We start from the raw sequence: 22,103 nt of genomic DNA on the forward strand, positions 1-22,103 counted from the left end.
CTGACGGAGAACTCATTTGACGAGCCGCCAACATGAAACCGATCCGCGACTGATCCTGCTCAGTCCGGACGACAACTGCCTGATCGCGGCGGCGCGTCTCGACGCCGGCACGCAGGTGCAGATCGAAGGCGAGAGCGTCACGCTGTCGCGGACCATCGAACTCGGGCACAAGGTGGCGCGCCGCGATCTGGCGAAAGACGACAAGGTGCTGCGCTACGGCGCCGTGATCGGCCACGTCACCGAAGCGGTGCCGCGCGGCGAGCATCTGCATACGCACAACCTCGAAAGCGATTACCTGCCGACGTACACGCACGACGCGGGTCATCAATTCGTCCACCACTGATTTGCGCATCACGAGGCGGCCTTGCGCCGCGCTGGAACGAACATGACTGAGACATCCGTAGCAAGCGCCTCTGCGCAACAGCCGACGCTGCAAGGCTACCTGCGCAGCGACGGCCGCAAGGGCATCCGCAACGTGGTTGCCGTCGCGTATCTGGTCGAGTGCGCGCATCACGTGGCGCGCGAGATCGTCACGCAGTTTCGCGAGCCGCTCGACGCATTCGGCGACGCGCATGCCGCGCATGAAGCGCCGGTTCATCTGATCGGCTTTCCCGGCTGCTATCCAAACGGCTACGCGGAGAAAATGCTCGAGCGGCTGACCACGCATCCGAACGTCGGCGCGGTGCTGTTCGTGTCGCTGGGATGCGAGAGCATGAACAAGCACTACCTCGTCGATGTCGTGCGCGCGAGCGGCCGTCCCGTCGAAGTGCTGACCATTCAGGAGAAAGGCGGCACGCGCAGCACGATTCAGTATGGCGTCGACTGGGTTCGCGGCGCGCGCGAGCAGCTCGCCGCGCAGCAGAAGGTGCCGATGGCGCTGAGCGAACTCGTGGTCGGCACGATTTGCGGCGGCTCCGACGGCACCAGCGGCATCACCGCGAATCCGGCCGTGGGCCGTGCGTTCGATCATTTGATCGATGCGGGCGCGACCTGCATCTTCGAGGAAACCGGCGAACTCGTGGGCTGCGAGTTTCATATGAAGACGCGCGCGGCGCGGCCCGAACTCGGCGATGCGATCGTCGAGTGTGTGGCCAAGGCGGCGCGCTATTACTCGATTCTCGGCCACGGCAGTTTCGCGGTCGGCAACGCGGACGGCGGCCTCACCACGCAGGAAGAAAAGTCGCTCGGCGCGTATGCGAAAAGCGGGGCGTCGCCAATCGCGGGCATCGTCAAGCCGGGCGATATTCCGCCGACCGGCGGCCTGTATCTGCTCGACGTGGTGCCGGACGGCGAGCCGCGTTTCGGCTTCCCGAACATCAGCGACAATGCGGAAATCGGCGAACTGATTGCTTGTGGCGCGCATGTGATTCTGTTCACGACCGGACGCGGTTCGGTGGTGGGCTCGGCGATCTCGCCGGTCATCAAGGTGTGCGCGAATCCGGCCACGTATCGCAATCTGTCCGGCGACATGGACGTCGACGCAGGCCGCATTCTGGAAGGGCGCGGCACGCTCGACGAAGTCGGCCGCGAGGTGTTCGAGCAGACCGTGGCGGTGTCGCAAGGCGCGGCGTCGAAATCGGAAATGCTGGGCCATCAGGAATTCATTCTGACGTACAAGACGTTCGAGCCGGTCGGGCCCGCGTGCCTGCCGTCGAGCGTGGCGGCGCCGCGTCGTGTTGTTGCGGTCGAGCCGCAGTAACGCAACGCAATAAGGCAACGAAGAACCGCAGTGAAGAACCGCACTGAGCGTCGGCTCGCGGTGTGATAAAAAGCTCATTCGACAGAGTGTGATTAGGATGGAGACGCGTACATGACCGCAACGATCGGTTCGAAGGTTCGGCAGCGCCGCCGCGTCGGGCGTAGCGCGCTGGAATTAACCGGCTTGAGCCTCGGCAGTGCGCCGCTTGGCGGCCTCTATCGCGACCTGTCGGATGAAGAAGCGCACGCGACCATCGCGGCCGCGTGGGACGCCGGCGTTCGCTATTTCGACACCGCGCCGCATTACGGGCACACCAAGGCGGAGCATCGTCTGGGCGACGCATTGCGCCGCTATCCGCGTGGCGAGTATGCGCTGTCGACGAAGGTAGGCCGCCGCTTCGTGCCGCGCACGACGCCTTATGACGGCAAGGAAGGCTGGCAGAACCCGCTGCCCTTCGAGGCGATTTACGACTACACGCATGACGGCATTCTGCGTTCGTTCGTAGACAGCCAGCAGCGGCTCGGCATCGTCGACATCGACATTTTGCTGGTGCACGACATTGGCCGCGTCACGCACGGCGACAACAATCCGCATTACTGGCGGCAACTGACCGAAGGCGGCGGCTTTCGCGCGCTCGACGAACTGCGCTCGGCCGGCGCGGTGAAGGCCGTGGGACTCGGCGTGAACGAAAGCGCCGTGATTCTCGACGCGATGGCCGAGTTCGATATCGATTGCGCATTGCTTGCGGGCCGTTATACGCTCCTCGAACAGACGACGCTCGACGACCTCCTGCCGGCGTGTGAACAGCGCGGCGTCAGCATCCTGTTGGGCGGCGCTTTCAACTCGGGCATTCTGGCGCGCGGCGTCGAAGGCGATCTGAAATTCAACTACGGCGAGGCGCCGCGCGAAGTGATCGAGCGTGTTGCGCGGCTTGAAGCGGTGTGCCGCGCGCACGGCGTGCCGCTCGCCGCCGCGGCCTTGCAGTTTCCGTATGCGCATCCGGCGGTCGCCACCGTGCTGACCGGCGCGCGCAGTGCCGAAGAACTGCGCGAGAACGCGGCGTCGTTCGAGTTGCCCATCCCTGCGGCCTTGTGGTCCGCCTTGCGCGACGAGGGCCTGCTCGACGCCCGCGCGCCCGCGCCAGAGGACTGAACAGAACATGCGTATCGATGCCCACCAGCACTATTGGGACCCCGCCCGCGGCGATTACGAATGGCTCACGCCGGAACTCGAGATTCTGTACAGGCCGTTCGGCCCGGCGGATCTCGCGCCGTTGCGGGAGCAAACCGGCATCGAGAAAACGGTGGTCGTGCAGGCGGCGCCGACCATCGACGAAACGCGTTATTTGCTGGACATCGCGCGCAACGAGCCGTCGATTGCCGGCGTGGTCGGCTGGGTGCCGCTGCTGCTGCCCACCGCGCCGGCTTTGATCGACGCGCTCGCGGACGAGCCCAAGTTCAAGGGCGTGCGCCCGATGCTGCAAGATCTGCCCGACGACACCTGGATCGCGAATCCCGATCTCGCGCCGGCCATCGACGCGCTGATCGCACACGACCTCGCTTTCGACGCGCTGATTTACGCGCGGCACGTCGAACACGTTGAAACCTTCGCGCGACGCTTTCCGGCGCTGCGCATCGTGGTCGACCACGGCGCGAAGCCGCCGATCCGCTACGGTCAGGCGGGCTGGCAGACCTGGGCGGATGCAATTACGCGGCTCGCCGCGTTGCCAGGCGTGCACTGCAAGCTGTCCGGACTCGCGACCGAGGCGTCGCCAGGCTGGACCGAAGACACGCTGCGGCCGTACGTCGAGCATCTGCTGACCACGTTCGGTCCCGCGCGGCTGATGTGGGGCAGCGACTGGCCGGTGCTCGAACTCAACGGCGATTATCTGCTGTGGCATTCGGTGGCGAACACGCTGCTTTCGTCGCTCGCCGACAGCGAGCGCGAAGCGATTTTCGGCGGCAACGCCGCAGCGTTTTATCGACTGTGATGTGACCCAAGCAAACAGACCAACACAGGTTAAGCCCATTCAACTGGAGTCGTAGATGACGCAAAGACTGGCCGGCAAGACAGCATTGATTACCGCAGCGGGACAAGGCATCGGGCTCGCGACCGCGGAAATGTTCGCACGCGAAGGCGCGCGTGTGATCGCCACGGACATTCGCATCGACGGCCTCGCCGGCAAACCGGTCGAGGCGCGCAAGCTCGACGTGCTCGACGGCGAGGCGATCAAGGCATTGGCCGCCGAAATCGGTCCGATCGACGTGCTGTTCAACTGCGCGGGCTTCGTGCATGCGGGCTCGATCCTCGAATGCAGCGAGGAAGATTGGGACTTCGCGTTCGACCTGAACGCGAAGGCGATGTACCGGATGATCCGCGCATTCCTGCCCGGCATGCTGGAGCGCGGCGGCGGCTCGATCATCAATATGTCGTCGGCGGCGTCGAGCGTGAAGGGCGTGCCGAATCGCTTCGCGTACAGCGCGTCGAAGGCGGCGGTGGTCGGGCTGACCAAATCGGTCGCCGCGGACTTCATCACGCGTGGTGTACGCTGTAACGCGATTTGCCCGGGCACGGTGTCGTCGCCGTCGCTCGAACAGCGAATCGCCGCGCAGGCCGCGGCGCAAGGCGCGACGCTCGAAGCCGTGCAGGCCGCGTTCGTCGCGCGTCAGCCGATGGGCCGCATCGGCAAGCCGGAAGAGATCGCCGCGCTGGCGCTGTATCTCGCGTCGGACGAGTCGGCGTTCACGACCGGCCATGCGCATGTGATCGACGGCGGCTGGTCGAACTGATTCATGCGCGCCTGCCTGAGCCGGCGCGCGTTGACGTACCAACTGAACACCACTGAAACCCAGAGGAAAGTGCAACGATGAAACTGCTTCGTTACGGGCCGAAAGGCCAGGAAAAGCCGGGCTTGCTCGACGCGCAAGGCAAGATTCGCGATCTGTCCGGCGTGGTTGCCGACATCGACGGCGCGGCGTTGACCGACGCAAACCTCGCCAAACTGCGTGCAGTCGACGCGGCCTCGCTGCCCTTGGTCGAAGGCAATCCGCGCATTGGTCCGTGCGTCGGCAAGATCGGCAAATTCATCTGCATCGGCTTGAATTACGCGGATCACGCGGCTGAATCGAATCTGCCCGTGCCCGCCGAACCGGTGATCTTCAACAAGTGGACGAGCGCGATTTCCGGTCCCAACGACGACGTGGAAATTCCGCGCGGCTCGAAGAAAACCGATTGGGAAGTGGAGCTCGGCGTGGTGATCGGCAAGCCCGCGAAGTACGTGGACGAAGCGAATGCGCTCGACTACGTCGCCGGCTATTGCGTGATCAACGACGTGTCGGAACGCGAATGGCAGATCGAACGCGGCGGCACGTGGGACAAGGGCAAGGGCTTCGACACGTTTGGCCCGATCGGCCCGTGGATGGTCACGCGCGACGAAGTCGCCGATCCGCAGAACCTGGGCCTGTGGCTCGAAGTGGACGGTCACCGCTATCAGAACGGCAACACGAAGACGATGGTGTTCGGCGTCGCCAAGCTGGTTTCATATGTGTCGCAGTGCATGAGCCTGCAACCCGGCGACGTCATTTCCACTGGCACGCCGCCGGGCGTCGGCATGGGCGTGAAGCCGAATCCGGTGTATCTGAAGCCGGGGCAGACGATTCGCCTCGGCATCGAAGGTCTCGGCGAACAAACGCAGAAGACCTACGCGGCGGAGTAAAACGCTCGCGGCCGACGCGGGGCGCGGGGCGCATGAGCCTCGCGCTTTCAACGTGAACTTCGCGTCAACTTCACGTCGTCGACTTCAATTCGCCGGTTCGTGGTCGCCGTTCTCACCGATCCGGTTGACCGTGCCTTGCGCCACCGCCACGAGTTTCTCGCGGTTGCCGTCCATCACGAAGATGTTGCACTGGCAGGTCGCCTGATGGCGGCCTGCATACACCACTTGCGCCCTCGCAATCAGCGTCCCGTTCACGGCCGGACGCAGATAGTTGATCTTATATTCCCCCGTCACGACCTTCGGCCCCAGGGAGAGCGCACCGGCAAAGGTCAGCGCGTTGTCCGCGAGATAGCTGATCACGCCGCCATGCACGAAGCCGTGCTGCTGCCGCAGCTCGTCGCGGATCGGCAGGCTCAGCGCGAGTTCGCCGGTGCCCGTGTACATCAGCTCGGCGCCTAACAGCATGCTGAACGGCTGGGCGTGCAATGCGCCGCGCGCCCGGTCGAGTAGGTCAGTCATTGTGATTCCTTCGAGGAAGGCCCGCGGTGGCATTGCGCACGAGGGTGCGCTCGTCGGTCCCTACCCACTCTAGGAAGCGCCGACGCACGCCGTCAAGGTGAATCGGAAATATCTGCGCGGCATGCTTGTGTCGGTCGACAGAAATTCAGACGATGGCCGACGTAAACGCACCGTAAGGCGAACTTTGACGAATTTGATCTTCAGCCAGCTTTGATGCTGCCGTTAACCCTGACGTAGCTCCCGTTATTCTTTGCCTTCAGGTGTTCACGATGTTCAGCAAGATCAAGGTCGCATCCGGCCTGTTATGTGTCCTGGCCGCGTTCTGCGTTTTCCAGCTTGTCACGGTGGGGTTGGGTTTCTGGTCGTTGACGCGTACCCATCACGACGTTGGCGACCTCGCGAATATCGCGTTGAAGCAGGTCGATGCCGTCAACGAAACGACGCAGCATCTGATGGACGCGCGTATCAACCTGTCGCGCGCCGGTACGCGGATGGTGCGCGGCGGCGCGGAGCCGACGGACATCGTCCAGCATGCCCGCGAGCAGCTCACGGCCGCCGAGCGGTCGTTTAACGCGTTCTCGAGCGCGCCGAAAACCAGCGACGAAAACGGCGCGCGCGCAGCGGCGCTTGCCGAGCGCTACAAGAAGCTGCATGGCGCGCTCAGCGAGCTCGCGCAGTTTCTCGACGCCAACAACATTCAGGCTTTTCTCGATCAGCCGACGCAGTCGTTCCAGGACGCCTATCTGACCGAGCTCCATAACTTCACGCAGTTCGGTAACGCCGCGAGCCGCGCGTCGCTGGATTCGATCGACACGCGCATGGCGACTTTCCGCGTCGTCAGTATTGTGATTTTGCTGGCGCTGGTCGGCGGAACGTTCGCCGTGCATCTGGCGTTGCGCCGTGGCGTGGTCGCGCCGCTCGAGGAAGCCGGCCGTCACTTCGAACGCATCGCTCAAGGGCGCCTCGATCAGCCGATCGCCGCGCGCGGCACGAATGAAATCGGCCGGCTGTTCTCGGGCCTGGCGAAGATGCAGGCAAGCGTCGCGCGCACGGTGCAGACCGTGCGCGAATCCGCCGATTCAATTCACCTTGGCGCCGATGAAATCGCGACCGGCAACGCCGATTTGTCTGCACGCACGGAGAACCAGGCGGCATCGCTGGAAGAAACGGCATCGAGCATGGAGGAACTGACCGCCACCGTGCGTCAGAATGCCGACCACGCGCGTCAGGCCAATGCGCTCGCCGAGACCGCTTTGGAGGCCACCTCGCGCGGCAGTGAAGTGGTCGACAAGGTCGTCGACAAGATGCGCGGCATCGCGCAAAGCTCGGACAAGATTGCCGAGATCATTTCGGTGATTGACGGCATTGCGTTCCAGACCAATATCCTCGCGCTGAATGCGGCCGTCGAGGCGGCGCGCGCGGGCGAGCAGGGCCGCGGCTTCGCGGTCGTGGCCGGCGAAGTGCGCGGGCTCGCGCAGCGCAGCGCGCAATCGGCGAAGGAAATCAAGACGCTGATCAGCGAGTCGGTTGCCGAAATCCAGGGCGGTTCCGCGCTGGTCGAGCACGCCGGCGAGGCGATGAGCAACGTGTCGGCGTCCATTTCCCGCGTCACGCAGATGATGGCGGAAATCAGCGCGTCGTCGCTCGAACAGAGCACGGGCATCGAGCAGGTGAATCAGGCCGTGGTTCAGATGGACGAGATGACGCAGCAGAACGCGGCGCTCGTGGAAGAGGCGGCGGCAGCGGCGGCTTCGCTGCATCAACAGACGCAGCAATTGAAGGAGGCGGTTTCCGTCTTCGAAATTTCTGAAGCTGTGTTGCGCACACAACAGTTCGACGCAATGCCGGTCCAATCTGCGCAATTTGCGTTGTCGCGAATGCGCGCGATTTAAATCGTCTGCGCATAAAAATCAGGCACCGCAAAAAGAAAATGGCCCGCAAAAGCGGGCCATTTTTTTGTCAGGCGCAAGCGCCTACGCAAAGCTCAAAGTACCGTGGGTACTTAGGCCGGCGTGATGTTCGCAGCTTGCTTGCCCTTCGGGCCTTGCTTCACTTCGAACGACACCTTTTGGTTTTCTTGCAGGGACTTAAAGCCGCTGCCTTGAACTTCCGAAAAGTGCGCGAACAGGTCTTCGCCGCCGTCGTCCGGCGTAATGAAACCAAAGCCCTTTGCATCGTTAAACCACTTCACAGTACCTGTTGCCATTTTTAATCCAGTAAATGTTGTGTATTGCATTCGCGACCGCTACTTCTCAACCCGAGATCGAGCGCGAAGTACGAGTTGTATCACGTCTTTATGACGGACGCCAATCAACCAGTATTCGGGTATTCCCAGGTTTGGGGGTTTTTCCGGTGTCAACGGCGCAAAAAAACGCATTACTCGAACCAGGGTAAACCCTTGGTATTAAGGGTTGCCCCGGACTGGCCTGCCCCGGAATTTTGGCGCTTCAGGCCGGTAACGCGTCGAAAGCGGTGGCGAGGTGATAAGGGGTGGTCGACGGCATGTCGGCGCGCGCCACTTCACCGGCCGAGGTTTTGCATTCGAACCAGCCTTGCGGCCGCAGGAAGCGCTGCTGGAACAGTTCGATTTGCCGCGGCAGCGCGGCGCGTACGGCCGCATCGTCGTGGCTCGCGAGCGCACGCAGATATTCCGTCTGCGCCCAGATGCGCTGGATCGGGTCTTTGACTTGTCCGTCTTCATTCAGCGACGCATACACGCCGCCGGTTTCCTGATCCACGCCATGACGTTGCGCGAAGGCGAACGCGCGCGGCAACGCTTCCGCAAGCCCGGAGCCGTCAAACAGTTCGCGTGCCTGCGTGACCAGCCAGAACCATTCGAACTGATGGCCTGGCTCCAGGCGATTGTCCGGCGCGCCGACCGGCAATTCGGCGATGCAGCCCGACGGCGCATGCACGAAGTGACGAGCGACGGCGCCGGCGAGGCGCCGCAGCGCGGCGTCGAAAGCATTGTCGCGCGTGGCCTCGCGCGCGGCGAGCCACGCTTCGGTCAAATGCATCAGCGGATTCTGGATCGGCGTGCCGGTCACGTTCGCGAAGTCGGCAGTGAGCGCGGCGTTGAAGAGATCGTCGTCGGCGGTAAAGCGCGATTGGATCAGCGCCGACGTTGAATGCACGATCTCGAGCGCGTCGCGATTGCCCGAGCGGCCGGCATATTCCGCGCACGCAAAGACGACGAACGCATGCGTGTACAGGTCTTTGACGGTGTCGAGCGGGGCGCCTTGCGCGTCCACGCTGTAGAACCAACCGCCGTGTTCCGTGTCCTGAAAAGTGCGCGTGAGCGAATCGAACAGGACTTGCGCGTGGGCCGCATCGCCGGCCTGCGAGAACACGAACAGTTGACGCGCGCACGCCATTGCCCGGTAACGCTCGACGGGCGCCGGACGGTGGTCTTCCGCGACGAGCGCTTCGTACGGCAACCTGAGCGCGGGGTTGAAACCGGGCCCGCGCCACATGGGCAGGATGACGCCGTTGAAGTGGTCGCGCAGGCCGGCGGCGAGCGCGATCGTCGAGGCGGCGTCAGAGTGGGTGCTGGGCATAATCAAATTCAAGCGCGGGTTTCAAGGCGCCCGTGAGAGCGGGCCGGGTTCGGCGGCAGCGCGGCTGCGGCGTGCGGCCTGCCTCGCGGGTACGACAGGAGCGGCAGGTGCAGCAGGAGCGGCGGAACCAGCAACGGCACGCGGCTTAGCATAATGCAAACGGATGCGAGCCGGCACCCAAAATCGGCAGCGAAAAGGCTTAATAACTTCAAGAAGGAGAGAAGACGATGCTCGGCAACTTTGATCTCATCTCCCGTCTGGTGCTGGCCGCGGCGCTCGGCAGCGTCATAGGCTTCGAGCGGGAGCGCCTGTCGTGGGCCGCGGGCTTGCGCACGCACATGCTCGTGTGCGTGGGCTCGGCGCTGATCATGATCGTGTCGGCCTACGGTTTTGCCGAGGTGCTCACCGGCGAACACGTCGTGCTCGACCCTTCGCGGATGGCGGCCCAGGTCGTCTCCGGAATCGGCTTTCTCGGCGCGGGTTCGATTCTGCTGCGCGGCGAAATCGTGCGCGGGCTGACGACGGCGGCCAGCCTCTGGTCGGTCGCCGCGATCGGTCTTGCGGTCGGCGGCGGGCTCTACACGGCGTCGATTGCGGCGACCGTCATCATTCTGATCATCCTCGCGGGCATCAAGCCGCTCGAGCGGCGCTTCATCACCGTGAAGCAGCGGCGCCAGGTGACGATGCTCGTCGAGCGCGGCACTCTCACGTTTCACTCGCTGCACGACGAGCTGGGCGCCGCGAGCCCGCGCGTGAAGCAATTCGTGATGCAGCAGAGCGACGAAACGCCCGAATGCGACGAGGTGATGATCACGCTGCATCGCGTGTCGAGTGTCGAATACGAGGCGATTTGCACGCGCTTGCGTCAGTTGCAGGGCGTGAGGGAGTTCCGTCAGGACGACGCGTCGGGTTAAGCGAAAATCGTCGGCGAATGGCTTCGGCGGCGGTGGGCGCCGTGCGACAATGCGGTCTCGAAAAATTCCAATGGCATTTGACGAGCGGTGCCGGCGCCCGCTCCCCGGCGACGGCCGCTTTCTTCTCTATGGCAGATTCCGCAGTAACCAAGCAGTCCCGGCCTGAGCGCGCCGCTTCGACGAAGCGTCGCCAGGCCACCGTCCCAACCGAAACCGAAAAGAAGCTGGCGCGCGCCGCGCGCTCGGCGCAACGCCTCGCGCAACTGAGCGACGTCGCGCGCGACGACAGCACGCTCGACCTGTTCCCCGACGACCCCACCCGCGCGACGCTGGAAGCGATGAATATCGACATCCGCCAGGGCACGCTGCATGGCTTCGAGCTGCCCGATGTGGTGCTCGCGGCGGTGGGCGCTTTGGATGCGTCGGCTGAGGGTGTGTCGATGGATGGTGGTAAGGCGGCGCGGCGGACAGGCCGCGGCGGGAAGAGTGACGAACCTGAGGTGGTGAGCGCGCAATTGACTGGGCTGGAGATCGAGCCGCCGGCGGCCGTTGCGTCGGATGCGGCGCGCGAATCGTCGGCTGTGGATTCGGCTGACGGCGATAAGCTGGCCACTTCGGCGCTTACGCCGGCCATGGCGGCCGCGACCGTCGCGCGCAGCGTGACCGCGCTGCGTCAGGCCGTGGAGCCTGGCGGCGTGAGTGTGGACTCGGCGGCTGGTGACGGCGCAAGACAGGGGAACGCCAAATCCGGGCAGCGGTTGGCTTCGACCGAGCGAACGGAAGCGGCGCTGCCTGGCTTGGCGGATGCGACTGCAGCGAGCCCGCGCGGCGGAGCGGCTGTGGCGCTGGAGTCTGGGCTTGGGTTGGCCGCAGGCGTGGCGTCGTCCAGGGCGGCGGACGCGCAAGCGCGTCGGACGGCCGCGTCGACGGACAGATTTGCGAGCTCATTTGCGGACGAGACGAAGCCATCGGCGATTGGATCAGCGCGCGACGCAACGGCAACTGCAACCGCAGGCATAGAAGCGCCGGAAACCAAACGCATCGGCACCGCGACCGCGTCGGCGCGCGATACAACGTCAACCGCAACTGCAGCGAAAGAAGCACTCGACACTAAACGCACAGTCACCGCGCCCACCTCGGCGCGCGATACGACACCGACTGCGACCGTGGCCACCGAAGCGCCAGAGACTAAACGCACCGCCACTGCCCCGACGTCGGCGCGCGGCGCAACGTCAACCGCGACAGCGGTGACAGAAGCCCAACGCGCCGAACCCGCACTCGCCGCGCCCACCGCGCCCACCGCGCCCGAACTCGACCGCGCGCGTGCAACCGCCTTCGCGGACACCGTCGATGCGTTGTACGGCGTGATCGCCGACCAGCGCCGCGCGGCAACTGACCACTCGCGCCGCATGAAATGGATGCTGTCGATCGTGGTCGGCGCGCTGCTGATGACGGTCGCGATCGGCATCACGCAAACGCTGCTCCTCATGCGCCTGACGCGCGAGACGACGGCGCAGCAGCATCGCGTCGAAGAGATGAGGCAGAACCAGCAGGCCGCGATGGCCAGTCTGCTCGACACCCAATTGGCGATGGCCAATGCCGCCGCTGCGAAGGCCGCCTCACCGGCCGTGATGCCGACGGCGGGCGCCGCGGCCGCCGCAGCACCGCAGCAAGCCACCACGACGCCGACAGCGAACGGCAAGCGCGCCATCCGTACTCAACACGCGCACAAGCCGAAGACCGCCACGCGCTGATCGTCCGCGAGTCCCCGCCGCGCCGGCGCAATGCCGGCCGCGCCGCGATTTCCACCGCCTCGTCCGGATAGACGCCGTAAGGCGGACGCCGCCCGTCGTCCGCCGCAAGCGCGATCGCGCGCTCTACACTCTGCCTGCTGCCGCGAAGCCGAATCGGACACGCCAGCGCCTCATCCGACCCGAGCCACATGCCGACGAGCGAACACAAATATTCCATCGACGATCTGATCGCCGCGCTTCTGCGCGATCAGGGCATACACGACGGACATTGGGCCTTGAACGTCGAGTTCTCGGCCACCGGCGCCGCCGTCAAGCCGCAAGACCAGCCGACGCGCACGCTGCCGGGGCTGATCGTGTCCGTCAACAGCGCGACGCTGGTGGCGGCCAACCCGTCGGCGGAAGGCTCCGTCGACGCCGCCGCCGTCAACCCGCGCAAAAGCGGGCCGGCGAAGCGGCGAGCGGCCAGCCTGAAAGGAGGGCCGACGACGCTGCAATAAGCGCTGACGCCGACAAACGGGAGGCTCGCAAAAAGGGACGTTGTAATGTTGCAACGCAATATGCCCGCAGATGCGGCCAGGCGTCGCACCCCGAATTATTGCTGCGCTGCACTAGCTTTCGCCTAGGGAAAACCCTATAATTCTGCTTAAGGGAAAACCCTAGCAAATGCAGCAATTAACCGGGAGTCGCCATGAGCTTCATCTTTGCACTGTTTCAAAAGGTCAGCGACCTCTTTGCGTCGCCCCACCTGCCGCTGGACGCGGACTACTCGTACGCGGCACGCGCCCGCGAAGCCGAGCGTCAGCGCAAGGCGCAAGCCACGCTGTTCGGCATCAAGCTGACCGACTAATAGCAAGCTGTTCGGCCCGCGCGCGTTAAAGCGCCGGGTGCGCACCTCGAGTGCGCGCGCATCATTTCAAGCCACTGCCCGCGAAAGCGTGCCGTGGCTTTTGTTTATTCGGCGCCTGGCGCGCCGCTTCAGCGGGTTCTCTGCCGTCTTATATTTCCCCGCCGAAATGAATGTAACGGCGGCTGACGTGATTGCGCCGCGCAAAGCGCGCGCTTGGCCCCGAGAGCCTTATTGCCCGCAGGTCTCAGCCGAGAAGGCGCTAACGCCATCCGTCCCTATCTTTGAAATGTGCGCTTACAAGTGCTCACGTCTTCATGCGGTTTGCGTCGTTAAAGTGGTTTTCAAGCGCACGGCGTCGTGTGCAGGCCCAAAATCCGGGCCAATGCAGCGCGGCGCCGGCTTGATCCGAACTTTACGGGAGAGAACCATGAAAGCCTTCAACAAGACATCGCGGACTATCGTCGCGGCATTGCTGGCCGGCGGCGCCATGCTCGCAGCCGGCGGCGCGTCCGCTCAGGAACGCGTCATCGTAGAACACGGCCCGGCGCCGGTCGTTTATGGTCAGCCGCATATGATGCCGGTCGGCGTGTCGATCGACATCGGCTGGCACGGCGATCGTTATTACGACGGCCATCGCTATTGGCAGCACGACGAGTGGATGCGTCATCACCCGCACGACTATGATCCGCGTCACCACGGCCGCGACGAGCACCGTCCGCCTGCGCGCTACTAATTCGCGCATGAACCTTCGCGCCGCCTGAAACGGCGCGGACCTGGCAAAGCCGGCTCTTCCGCGAGGAAGGCCGGCTTTGTCGCGTTCGGCATGGAGCGTGCTCGGCCTGCGCTATGCTTTAACGCTTTATGGATTGTCAGCGAGGTAGCGGCGTGAGCAAGGCAGCAAAGGCAGTGATAGGCGTAGTGGGTACCGGGTTGATGGGCGTCGGCATCGCGACGCAAAGCGCGTTGCACGGACACCGGACGGTCGTCCATGACGTCGACGCGGCTCGTCTCGCGAGCGTCGTGCCGAAAGCCGAAGCGGTGCTGGACGAATTGATCGACGCCGGCCGCATCGGGCCGGAGGCGAAGCAGGCGGCGCTCGCGCATATCGAGACGCATGCCGCGCTGGACGTAATGCGTTCCGCCGATTTCGTGATCGAAGCGATTCCAGAAGTGCTGGAACTGAAGCACCGCCTATACGAAAAGCTGTCGACGCTTCTCGCCGACGACGCCATTCTCGCCAGCAACACAAGCGGCTTCCCGCCGGATCAGTTGGTCACGCCGTTGCGCGCAAAAGAGCGCTTTGTCATCGCGCATTTCTGGAATCCGCCGCACATGATTCCGCTCGTCGAAGTGGTGCCGGGAAGCGCGACCGCGCCGGACGTCACCGCAAAGACCGCGGAATTGATGAGCGCGATCGGCATGGAGCCGGTGGTTCTGACGAAGGCGATTCCCGGATTCGTCGGCAACCGTCTGCAGTTCGCGGTATTGCGCGAGGCGCTGAACATCGTGCGCTCGGGCGCGGCAACGCCGGATGTGGTCGACCGCGTCATGAAGGCGTCGCTCGGGCGCCGCTGGGGAATCGTCGGTCCGCTGGAGGCGGCGGACATGGGCGGGCTGGACACTTTCCTCGATATATCCACGCATCTGATGCCCGAACTCGCGAAAGACGAAGACGTGCTCGATCTGCTGCGTCAGCAGGTGGACGCGGGGCGCGTCGGCGTGCGCAGCGGCGCCGGGTTTTATGACTGGGACGAAGCGCATCTCGCGCAGGTGAAGGAAGGGCGCAAGCGGGTGATCGGGCGGGGGTAGGGTTACGGCGATGCCGCTGACTTAAGGCATATAAATCGCAAATACAGGTTAAAGCCTGTATTCGCAAACTACAAGCTAAAACCTGTTAAACGCGCGCCGCACCCCCGCCACGACTCTGCGCTATAACTACCCATCATCCTTCCAACACGCGCCACACCCATGTCCCACTACTTCTACGACCCTGCCGCCGGCCACAACCTTCCGCACGATCCGTTCAAGGCGATCGTCGCGCCGCGTCTGATCGGATGGATTTCTTCTCGCGCCACCGACCGGACGTTGAATCTCGCGCCGTACAGCTTTTTCGGCGCGTTCGCGACTTTTCCGCCGATCATCGGTTTTTGCAGCGAGGGGCGCAAAGACAGCGTTTCCAACATCGAGGCCACCGGCGAATTCGTCTGGAATCTCGCGACCAAACCGCTCGCCGAGCAGATGAACCGTTCGTCCGCGCCGGTTGCGCCGCATGTCGATGAATTCGAGCTCGCGGGGCTCACGCCTGCGCCGGGGCGTAACGTGCAGGTGCCGCACGTCGCGGAATCGCCGGCCGCGCTCGAATGCAAGCTGCTGCAGGTCGTGCGGCTGCATACGCTCGACGGCAAGCCGATGGACAACTACCTGTCGCTCGGGCAGGTGGTCGGCGTGCACATCAACGAGGCTTATCTGAAGGATGGATTGTTCGATACGCACGCCGCGCAACCCATCATGCGCGCCGGTTATCGCGCGGATTACGCGGAGATTGGCAATATGTTCGAGATGTTCAGGCCGACCGCGTAACAGCCGGCCTCTGCAGAGGCGACGCGCTCGCAGCCCGAGAACATACAGCCCGAGCAATGCACAGCAGGAGCACGCTTGGACCGCTCCTTCGAGCGCGGCTGAGTCGCGCCACGAGCACCTTCAACCGCGCCTCGAACCCACTCAATCCCGCCCACTCTCAAGCTTAAACACGCTAACCACTTGCGCCAAACGCGCCGCATGGTCGCGCAATTCCGCAGCCGCCTCTTCCGCTTCCCCGACAATGGTCGCGTTCTGCTGCGTCGCTTCGCCGATCTGCGTGACGGCGAGATTGACCTGCTCGATGCCGCCCGACTGCTCGCGCGACGCCACGCTGATCTCGCCCATGATCGCGCGCACCTGGCCGACCTGCTGAACGATGCCTTGCATCGTCGAGCTGGCCTGCTCGGCGATCTGGAAGCCGCTTTGCACGGTCGCGGTCGATTCGGCGATCAGACCTTCGATCTCCTTCACCGAAGCCGCGCTGCGCTGCGCGAGCGCCCGCACTTCCGAGGCGACGACCGCGAAGCCCTTGCCGTGCTCGCCAGCGCGCGCCGCCTCGACGGCCGCGTTAAGCGCAAGAATGTTGGTCTGGAAAGCGATGCCTTCGATCACGCTCGTGATCTCGGCGATCTTCTGCGACGAGCGGCTGATGTCGCCCATCGTCGACACCACGCGTTCGACCGCGCGTCCGCCTTCGAGCGCCGCGTCCGCCGCGCGCGTGACCAGCGTGTTCGCTTGCGACGCGTGATCGGCGTTCTGCTGCACCGTCGACGTGATCTGCTCCATGCTCGCCGCGGTTTCTTCCAGGCTGCTGGCCTGCGTCGCGATGCGCGAGGCGATGTTGCCGCTGCCCGTGGCGATCTTCTCGGTGCCTTCCGACATATCCGTCGACGCGCTGCGCACCTGCGAAACGATGCGCGCAAGGCCTTCGCCGATGCCGTCGATCGAGCGCATCAGGCGGCTGATTTCGTCGGCGCGTCCGCTTGCGCCTTGCGCGACGCGCACGCTCAGATCGCCCGACGCGAAGCGCTCGGAAGCCTTGACCGCTTCGTCGAGCGGCCGGCTGACGAGGCGGCGCACCGCGAACAGGAACACGACCGCGAACACGCCGACCAGCACGAAGCCGGCGACCAGGAAGTGATTGCGCGTCGCGTTGACTTCGGCCATCACTTCGTCGCGCGGCGCGACGCCGCCCACGAGCCATTGCCATTCCGGCACGGTGATGAACGAAACGAATTTGTCGCGCGCGCCTTGCTCGCCAAGCGTGGCGTCGGCGGAACGGTATTCCAGCCGGCCTTCCTTCATGTCGAGCATTTGCTGATACGGCGCGTTCGCGTTGTCCGCGTTCTGGCCGGCGGCGGCCGGATGCACGACCAGCTTGCCGCGGTCCGCGCCCTTCGACGCGTTGACCACGAAGTAATAGCCGCTGTCGCCGATCTTCAGCTTGCGGATGCCGTCCTGGACCTGCTGGATTTCCGGATCGACGTTCACGCCGACAAACAGCGCCCCGATCACGCGGCCGCTCGCGTCCGTCACCGGCCGGTATTGCGTGATCCAGCGCTTGCCGAACAGCGCGGCGAGCCCGGTATAGGTCTTGTTGGCGACGACGAGCGCATACGCCGGTCCGTTGCGGTCGAGCAGCGTGCCGATTGCGCGCGAGCCGTCCTGTTTCTTCAGCGAGGTCGTCACGCGCACGAAGTCGTCGCCGGTGCGCGCGAAGATCGTGGCGACCGCGCCGCTGCGTTCGAGAAACTGGTCGGGGATAGTGAAGTCCATGTTCAGTACCTTGTCGCCGGCTTTGAACGTGGGCGTGGCGACGCCGTTCACGTCGATCTTCTGCGTTTCGTCGAGCGTATAGGTGCTGGGCAGGAAGCTCGCGAACAGCGACGTCGAGCGGTCCACTTCGGCGGACAGCGCCTTGTCGAACAAGCTGATCATCGCGGCGATCGAGCGATCTTTTTCGGCGATGCGTTCAAGCACCTGGTCGCTGACCTGCTTGCCGGCGCTGCGCGTGAGCGCCCACGTGAACGAGGCGAAAATCAACGCGACCAGCACGCACGAAAGTACGGCGAGCCGCGCGCCGACGCTGGCGCCGCGCAAAGAGAATGATTTCATGGACGTGTGCGGAGTAAGAAGGACAAACGATGCACGGCGGGCGCGCAGGCACCCGCCGGCATCGTGTCTGGTTTACGGCCGCCGATAACGCTTCCTTTAGCGAACTGGAAGCATTTCGTAATCGTGCGGCGCCCGCGGAGCGCCTGTCTGCACGTCTCAACGCACCGTCTGACAGCGCCTGAACACGCCGTCAGCGTGTCAGCGCTTCGTCGTCCACGTGCGCAGCAATAGCGCGTTTGTGACCACGCTCACGCTCGAGAACGCCATGGCCGCGCCGGCCAGCATCGGATTCAGCAAGCCGAAGGCGGCGAGCGGAATGCCGATCAGGTTGTACACGAATGCCCAGAACAGGTTTTGCTGGATCTTGCGCCACGTCTTGCGCGAAATGTCGATTGCGTCGGCCACGAGCGCCGGGTCGCCGCGCATGAGCGTGATGCCGGCCGCGTGCATCGCGACGTCGGTGCCGGTCGCCATCGCGATGCCGATGTCGGCGGCGGCGAGCGCGGGCGCATCGTTGATGCCGTCGCCGGCCATCGCGACGATGCCCGCGCTGCGGATTTTCAGATCGCGGATCACGCGAGCCTTGTCATCCGGCAGCACATGCGCATGAAATTCGTCGATGCCGAGTGCTTGCGCGACGCTCGCCGCGCTGCCGCGATTGTCGCCGGTCACGAGCACGCTTTTCACGCCCATTGCCGCGAGCCGCGCGACGGCCGCGCGCGCGGTCGGTTTGACGGTGTCGCCGAATGCCATGAGCGCGAGCGCGACCGGCGTCGACGGATCGAGCTGCATGAGCCAGGACACGGTATTGCCGGCCGCTTCGAGTTCGCGGGCGCGCGCGGCGACTGGCGGCGGAAGTTCAACGCCCAGTTCTTCCAGCCAACGGGTGCTGCCGAGCGCCAGCTTGCGGCCGCCGACTTCGGCTTCGACACCGCGGCCGGCCACGGCGCGCGCGTCGCTCGCAGTCAGCGCGTGCGCGCTGAATTTCGCCGCCTCATACGCGCTGACGACGGCCCGCGCGAGCGGGTGATCGCTTTGGCGCTGCACGGCTGCCGCGAGCGCGAGCGCTTCATCGCGCGCGATGTCGCCGACCGGTTCGAACGCCGTCACCGAAGGCTGCCCGATGGTCAGCGTGCCGGTTTTGTCGAACGCGACGAGATTCACGCGATGCGCGGTTTCGAGCGCCTCGGCGTCCTTGATCAGCACGCCGTGCCGCGCCGCGACGCCGGTTCCGGCCATGATCGCGGCCGGCGTCGCCAGGCCGAGCGCGCACGGGCAGGCGATCACCAGCACCGCGACCGCGTTCAGGATCGCGGTTTCGCCGCCGGCGCCCGCCAGCAGCCAGCCGATCAGCGTGAGCGCCGCAATCGCCAGAATCGCCGGCACGAAGATTTCGCTGACGCGGTCGACGAGCCGCTGGATCGGCGCCTTCTCGGCCTGCGCACTTTCCACGAGCCGGATAATCCGCGCGAGCGTCGTTTCCGCGCCGGTCGCGGTGGTGGTCACCGCAATCGCGCCTTCGCCGTTGATCGAGCCGGCGGTCACGGCATCGCCGGTCTGTTTGGCGACGGGCAGGCTTTCGCCGGTAATCAGCGATTCGTCGATGTGCGTGCGGCCTTCGAGCACCGCTCCGTCGACCGGAACCCGTTCGCCCGGCCGCACGATCACGACGCTGCCCACCGTCACTTGCGCGAGCGGCACTTCGCGCTCGCCCGCGCCGACGCGAATGCGCGCGCGCTCGGGCCGCAGCGCCTGGAGCGCGCGGATAGCGTCGGTGGTTTGGCGCTTCGCGCGCGCTTCGAGCCATTTGCCAAAGCGCACGAGCGTGATGACGACCGCCGACGCTTCGAAGTACAGATGCATCGCGTTGTCCGGATGACGCGCGAGTTGATAGACGCTGATGCCATACGCCGCCGACGTGCCGAGCGCTACCAGTAGATCCATGTTGCCCGCGCCGGCGCGCACCGCGCGGTAGGCCGCGCGATAGAAGCGCGCGCCGAACACGAACTGCACGACCGACGCGAGGCCGAATTGCAGCCAGACCGGCAGCATCGCCTCTGTGCCGAACCATGCGGCGATCATCGGGACGATGAGCGGCAGCGTCAGCAGAGCGCAGACGAGCACGGCCGCGAGTTCGCGGCGTGCCTCGCTGCGTTTGCGCTCGGCGGCGGACGGTGCGGCGGCGCCGGAAGCGCCGGACGGGCCGGCATCGACTGATTCCGGCGCGGTGTCCGGCGGCGCGACTAACGCGGCTTCGTAGCCGGCTTTCTTGACGGCGGCGATGAGCGCGTCGGCAGTGACCGCCGCGCCGGTCGCCGCATCGCTCATCAGATTGACGCTCGCGGTTTCGGTGGCCAGATTGACCGACGCCCCGGCGACGCCCGGCACCTTCGCCAGCGCTTTTTCGACACGCATCGCGCACGACGCGCAGGTCATTCCGCCGATTTCCAGCTCGGCGGTGTGGATCGGATCGGCGTCGGCAGGACGGGCAGCAGCGGCAAGTTCGGTCATGGTGATGAAGGCTCGTGGCGGCATCGGCCGCATGATGAAGCCTAGTATCGACCTTCCCATGATGGGAAGGTCAAGCGCAGTCTCGCCACGCGCCGGGCTTTGCGGCAATCAGCGATTCACGCCTTTGCGCTTGCCTGGTGAGCGCGGATACGATACAACGCGATGTTGTCGGCGATGCAACGCGGACTGGCTGCGCTGGTTTTGGGAGACCGCGCGAGCACTGTTGCCCTCACGCCGGCGTCTCCCTTTGGACAGCACGTTCCGCCCTCTGAACGAATGATAAAAAATCGCCGAGCAGTGTTTACGAATTACTGGACCTGCGCATCGCTCGCAGGCCTCGCATTTTTGGCTGGTTGCGCGTCGACGCCGTCCACGACGCAAAAATCCACCGGCTGGATCAAGGACGAAGTCGCCGATTCCTATGTATTCGGCTATCCACTGGTGCTGATGGGGGTGGCGCGCGACGCGGCCGTCGGCACCGAGCCCGGCCAGGCGCCGCTCAATACACTGCGCCATGCGCAGGCGCTGCCGCCCATCGGCGCGGCGAATCCGATGCAGCCGAGCCTCGACACGCTGGACTCCACCGGCTGGCTCGACGTCGGCAGCGAACCGGTGATCCTCGCGCTGCCCGACTCGCGCGGCCGCTATGTGGACGCCCGCGTGCTCGATATGTGGACCAACGTGGTGTGGTCGACGGCCGACCAGTTCGCGACGCGCGCGAACGGCATCAAGGCGCAGGCCATCGCGTTCGTCGGACCCGGTTGGCAGGGCGATCTGCCGAAAAACGTCAAGCGCGTCGACGTGCCGACCCGCAACGCATGGGTGAGCGTGCGTGTCCAGTCGAACGGCACGCGCGATCTGACGGCGGTTCGCAAACTTCAGCGCGCGATTCGCGTGGCGCCGCTTTCGGTGTACGCGGGCAACGCACGCTCGGCGTCGATTGCGCCACCGCGCAGTAATGCCGATTCCGCCACCGGCGCCATTGGCGCCGCGGGTGCATCCGGCACGCCGGCCGCGCAGGTCGCCGCGCTCGACGCAAACGGCTTCTTCAACCGGCTCGCGCAGGCGCTGCCCGACAATCCGCCGACGCCAGCCGATCCGCACGCGCTCAAGTTTCTCTCCGACCTCGGCGTGACGCCGGGCCAGCCGGTGAAGCTGCCGGGCGCATCGGACGCCATTGCAGCCGGTCTTGCCGACGGCCACGAGCGCGTGGTCACGCCGCCGTCCAATCTGCTGACGGGCAACGGCTGGAGCTGGTTCGGCGACGGCGTGGGCAGCTACGGCCCCGACTACGCGCTGCGCGCGTACGCCGCTTTTGCGCAGCCGGGCATCGGCACGAAAGACGATGAAGTGCGCGCGGTCGTCACTCAGGACAGCGACGGTCACACGCTCAACGGCGCGAATCGCTACGTGATTCACTTCGCGCCGAATCAGTTGCCGCCGGTGCGCGGCTTCTGGTCGATCACCGCTTATACGAAGGACGGCGCGCTCGGCGAAAGCGCACCGGCGCGTATCGCAGTCGGCGATCGCAACGGCGCCCGCCGCAATCGCGATGGATCGCTTGATGTCACGGTCTCGTCGACGCGCGGCAAGAGCGGCAACTGGCTGCCGGCGCCGCGCGCCGATCTGCAACTCGTGCTGCGCCTTTATGCGCCGAAGCCTCAAGCCACCGACGGCACCTGGCAGCCGCCCGCCGTCGTGCGTCAGTAATTTGCGCTTCGCATAGCCGGCAACATTCAAAGGCCGGCAGCGCGCGTCCGTCACGACCTCGCAGTCAATGACGGACGCGCGGTTGTAGAGCGCCGGCGATTGTGTAAGCACGGCTTACATTTCTATCCGACGAAAGATTCACGACTTATACTGCCGCTTGCGGGATTTTCGTGTCGCGGCCG

The 22,103-nt window shown here is 65.0% G+C and carries 20 protein-coding genes; 15 read left to right on the top strand and 5 right to left on the bottom strand.

All coding sequences use genetic code 11. The features are described from left to right. Positions 1-16: 16 nt before the first annotated feature. The 6 genes from AB6809_RS04140 to AB6809_RS04165 all read left to right on the top strand — a co-directional run bounded on the left by AB6809_RS04140 (position 17) and on the right by AB6809_RS04165 (position 5,414). Entirely contained in the window at positions 17-343 is a 327-nt protein-coding gene (locus AB6809_RS04140; RefSeq protein ID WP_371026020.1) for a UxaA family hydrolase, read from the top strand. Between the two features lie 42 nt (positions 344-385). Continuing rightward, entirely contained in the window at positions 386-1,699 is a 1,314-nt protein-coding gene (locus tag AB6809_RS04145) for a UxaA family hydrolase (protein WP_107710675.1), read from the top strand. Between the two features lie 111 nt (positions 1,700-1,810). After that, a complete protein-coding gene (locus AB6809_RS04150; RefSeq protein WP_371026021.1) occupies positions 1,811-2,851 on the top strand; it encodes an aldo/keto reductase in 1,041 nt (346 codons plus the stop codon). Between the two features lie 7 nt (positions 2,852-2,858). Continuing rightward, positions 2,859-3,689, top strand: coding sequence for an amidohydrolase (locus AB6809_RS04155; protein ID WP_371026022.1), 831 nt, complete (start codon positions 2,859-2,861; stop codon positions 3,687-3,689). A gap of 55 nt (positions 3,690-3,744) precedes the next feature. Then, positions 3,745-4,488 (top strand): SDR family oxidoreductase, encoded by a 744-nt coding sequence (locus AB6809_RS04160; RefSeq protein WP_006047524.1) that lies wholly within the window; start codon positions 3,745-3,747, stop codon positions 4,486-4,488. Positions 4,489-4,565: 77 nt separating this feature from the next. After that, complete coding sequence (locus AB6809_RS04165; RefSeq protein WP_006047525.1) at positions 4,566-5,414, top strand: ureidoglycolate lyase; 849 nt, start codon at positions 4,566-4,568, stop codon at positions 5,412-5,414. An 84-nt stretch (positions 5,415-5,498) separates the two neighbouring features. On the opposite strand, the gene AB6809_RS04170 is transcribed toward AB6809_RS04165, so the two are convergent. Next, on the bottom strand, positions 5,499-5,933 hold the full coding sequence (locus AB6809_RS04170) for a PaaI family thioesterase (protein WP_006047526.1): 435 nt from the start codon (positions 5,931-5,933) through the stop codon (positions 5,499-5,501). Positions 5,934-6,202: 269 nt separating this feature from the next. Between AB6809_RS04170 and AB6809_RS04175 the strand changes: the two genes are divergently transcribed. Continuing rightward, the gene (locus AB6809_RS04175) at positions 6,203-7,825 is read left to right on the top strand and encodes a methyl-accepting chemotaxis protein (RefSeq protein ID WP_307260433.1); all 1,623 of its coding nucleotides are present in this window, start codon (positions 6,203-6,205) and stop codon (positions 7,823-7,825) included. Between the two features lie 110 nt (positions 7,826-7,935). Here the strand turns inward: AB6809_RS04175 and AB6809_RS04180 are convergent, their stop codons facing one another. Further along, entirely contained in the window at positions 7,936-8,139 is a 204-nt protein-coding gene (locus tag AB6809_RS04180) for a cold-shock protein (RefSeq protein ID WP_006047528.1), read from the bottom strand. Between the two features lie 241 nt (positions 8,140-8,380). After that, entirely contained in the window at positions 8,381-9,490 is a 1,110-nt protein-coding gene (locus AB6809_RS04185; RefSeq protein ID WP_192699492.1) for an AGE family epimerase/isomerase, read from the bottom strand. 227 nt (positions 9,491-9,717) lie between these two features. On the opposite strand from AB6809_RS04185, the gene AB6809_RS04190 reads away from it, so the two are divergent. The 7 genes from AB6809_RS04190 (at position 9,718) to AB6809_RS04220 (ending at position 15,585) form a co-directional block, all read left to right on the top strand. After that, complete coding sequence (locus AB6809_RS04190; protein WP_006047530.1) at positions 9,718-10,404, top strand: MgtC/SapB family protein; 687 nt, start codon at positions 9,718-9,720, stop codon at positions 10,402-10,404. Positions 10,405-10,532: 128 nt separating this feature from the next. Next, complete coding sequence (locus AB6809_RS04195) at positions 10,533-12,158, top strand: hypothetical protein (RefSeq protein WP_371026024.1); 1,626 nt, start codon at positions 10,533-10,535, stop codon at positions 12,156-12,158. A 188-nt stretch (positions 12,159-12,346) separates the two neighbouring features. Beyond that, positions 12,347-12,655, top strand: coding sequence for a hypothetical protein (locus tag AB6809_RS04200; RefSeq protein WP_371026025.1), 309 nt, complete (start codon positions 12,347-12,349; stop codon positions 12,653-12,655). Between the two features lie 191 nt (positions 12,656-12,846). After that, positions 12,847-13,005 carry a hypothetical protein gene (locus AB6809_RS04205; RefSeq protein WP_167450680.1) on the top strand — a complete coding sequence of 53 codons (159 nt, stop codon included), beginning with the start codon at positions 12,847-12,849 and terminating at the stop codon, positions 13,003-13,005. Positions 13,006-13,432: 427 nt separating this feature from the next. Beyond that, on the top strand, positions 13,433-13,738 hold the full coding sequence (locus AB6809_RS04210) for a hypothetical protein (RefSeq protein WP_006047534.1): 306 nt from the start codon (positions 13,433-13,435) through the stop codon (positions 13,736-13,738). 128 nt (positions 13,739-13,866) lie between these two features. Then, entirely contained in the window at positions 13,867-14,814 is a 948-nt protein-coding gene (locus AB6809_RS04215; protein ID WP_081652987.1) for a 3-hydroxyacyl-CoA dehydrogenase family protein, read from the top strand. A gap of 159 nt (positions 14,815-14,973) precedes the next feature. Then, entirely contained in the window at positions 14,974-15,585 is a 612-nt protein-coding gene (locus AB6809_RS04220) for a flavin reductase family protein (protein WP_029967378.1), read from the top strand. A gap of 141 nt (positions 15,586-15,726) precedes the next feature. On the opposite strand, the gene AB6809_RS04225 is transcribed toward AB6809_RS04220, so the two are convergent. Both AB6809_RS04225 and AB6809_RS04230 read right to left on the bottom strand, forming a co-directional pair. After that, a complete protein-coding gene (locus AB6809_RS04225; RefSeq protein WP_371026026.1) occupies positions 15,727-17,700 on the bottom strand; it encodes a Cache 3/Cache 2 fusion domain-containing protein in 1,974 nt (657 codons plus the stop codon). Positions 17,701-17,898: 198 nt separating this feature from the next. After that, positions 17,899-20,211: a heavy metal translocating P-type ATPase gene (locus AB6809_RS04230; RefSeq protein WP_371026028.1), complete on the bottom strand. Its 2,313-nt coding sequence runs from the start codon at positions 20,209-20,211 to the stop codon at positions 17,899-17,901. 276 nt (positions 20,212-20,487) lie between these two features. On the opposite strand from AB6809_RS04230, the gene AB6809_RS04235 reads away from it, so the two are divergent. Then, on the top strand, positions 20,488-21,921 hold the full coding sequence (locus AB6809_RS04235; RefSeq protein WP_029967381.1) for a DUF1254 domain-containing protein: 1,434 nt from the start codon (positions 20,488-20,490) through the stop codon (positions 21,919-21,921). Positions 21,922-22,103 lie beyond the last annotated feature (182 nt).

This window comes from Paraburkholderia sp. RCC_158, from assembly GCF_041355255.1.
GTDB classification, from domain to species: domain Bacteria; phylum Pseudomonadota; class Gammaproteobacteria; order Burkholderiales; family Burkholderiaceae; genus Paraburkholderia; species Paraburkholderia graminis.

Coding starts and splice junctions, on each gene's coding strand:
- AB6809_RS04185 (WP_192699492.1), bottom strand. CDS start 9,490: ATGCCCAGCACCCACTCTGACGCCGCCTCGACGATCGCGCTCGCCGCC.
- AB6809_RS04190 (WP_006047530.1), top strand. CDS start 9,718: ATGCTCGGCAACTTTGATCTCATCTCCCGTCTGGTGCTGGCCGCGGCG.
- AB6809_RS04220 (WP_029967378.1), top strand. CDS start 14,974: ATGTCCCACTACTTCTACGACCCTGCCGCCGGCCACAACCTTCCGCAC.
- AB6809_RS04165 (WP_006047525.1), top strand. CDS start 4,566: ATGAAACTGCTTCGTTACGGGCCGAAAGGCCAGGAAAAGCCGGGCTTG.
- AB6809_RS04150 (WP_371026021.1), top strand. CDS start 1,811: ATGACCGCAACGATCGGTTCGAAGGTTCGGCAGCGCCGCCGCGTCGGG.
- AB6809_RS04200 (WP_371026025.1), top strand. CDS start 12,347: ATGCCGACGAGCGAACACAAATATTCCATCGACGATCTGATCGCCGCG.
- AB6809_RS04230 (WP_371026028.1), bottom strand. CDS start 20,211: ATGACCGAACTTGCCGCTGCTGCCCGTCCTGCCGACGCCGATCCGATC.
- AB6809_RS04180 (WP_006047528.1), bottom strand. CDS start 8,139: ATGGCAACAGGTACTGTGAAGTGGTTTAACGATGCAAAGGGCTTTGGT.
- AB6809_RS04195 (WP_371026024.1), top strand. CDS start 10,533: ATGGCAGATTCCGCAGTAACCAAGCAGTCCCGGCCTGAGCGCGCCGCT.
- AB6809_RS04170 (WP_006047526.1), bottom strand. CDS start 5,933: ATGACTGACCTACTCGACCGGGCGCGCGGCGCATTGCACGCCCAGCCG.
- AB6809_RS04145 (WP_107710675.1), top strand. CDS start 386: ATGACTGAGACATCCGTAGCAAGCGCCTCTGCGCAACAGCCGACGCTG.
- AB6809_RS04205 (WP_167450680.1), top strand. CDS start 12,847: ATGAGCTTCATCTTTGCACTGTTTCAAAAGGTCAGCGACCTCTTTGCG.
- AB6809_RS04160 (WP_006047524.1), top strand. CDS start 3,745: ATGACGCAAAGACTGGCCGGCAAGACAGCATTGATTACCGCAGCGGGA.
- AB6809_RS04215 (WP_081652987.1), top strand. CDS start 13,867: ATGGATTGTCAGCGAGGTAGCGGCGTGAGCAAGGCAGCAAAGGCAGTG.
- AB6809_RS04210 (WP_006047534.1), top strand. CDS start 13,433: ATGAAAGCCTTCAACAAGACATCGCGGACTATCGTCGCGGCATTGCTG.
- AB6809_RS04225 (WP_371026026.1), bottom strand. CDS start 17,700: ATGAAATCATTCTCTTTGCGCGGCGCCAGCGTCGGCGCGCGGCTCGCC.
- AB6809_RS04235 (WP_029967381.1), top strand. CDS start 20,488: ATGATAAAAAATCGCCGAGCAGTGTTTACGAATTACTGGACCTGCGCA.
- AB6809_RS04175 (WP_307260433.1), top strand. CDS start 6,203: ATGTTCAGCAAGATCAAGGTCGCATCCGGCCTGTTATGTGTCCTGGCC.
- AB6809_RS04155 (WP_371026022.1), top strand. CDS start 2,859: ATGCGTATCGATGCCCACCAGCACTATTGGGACCCCGCCCGCGGCGAT.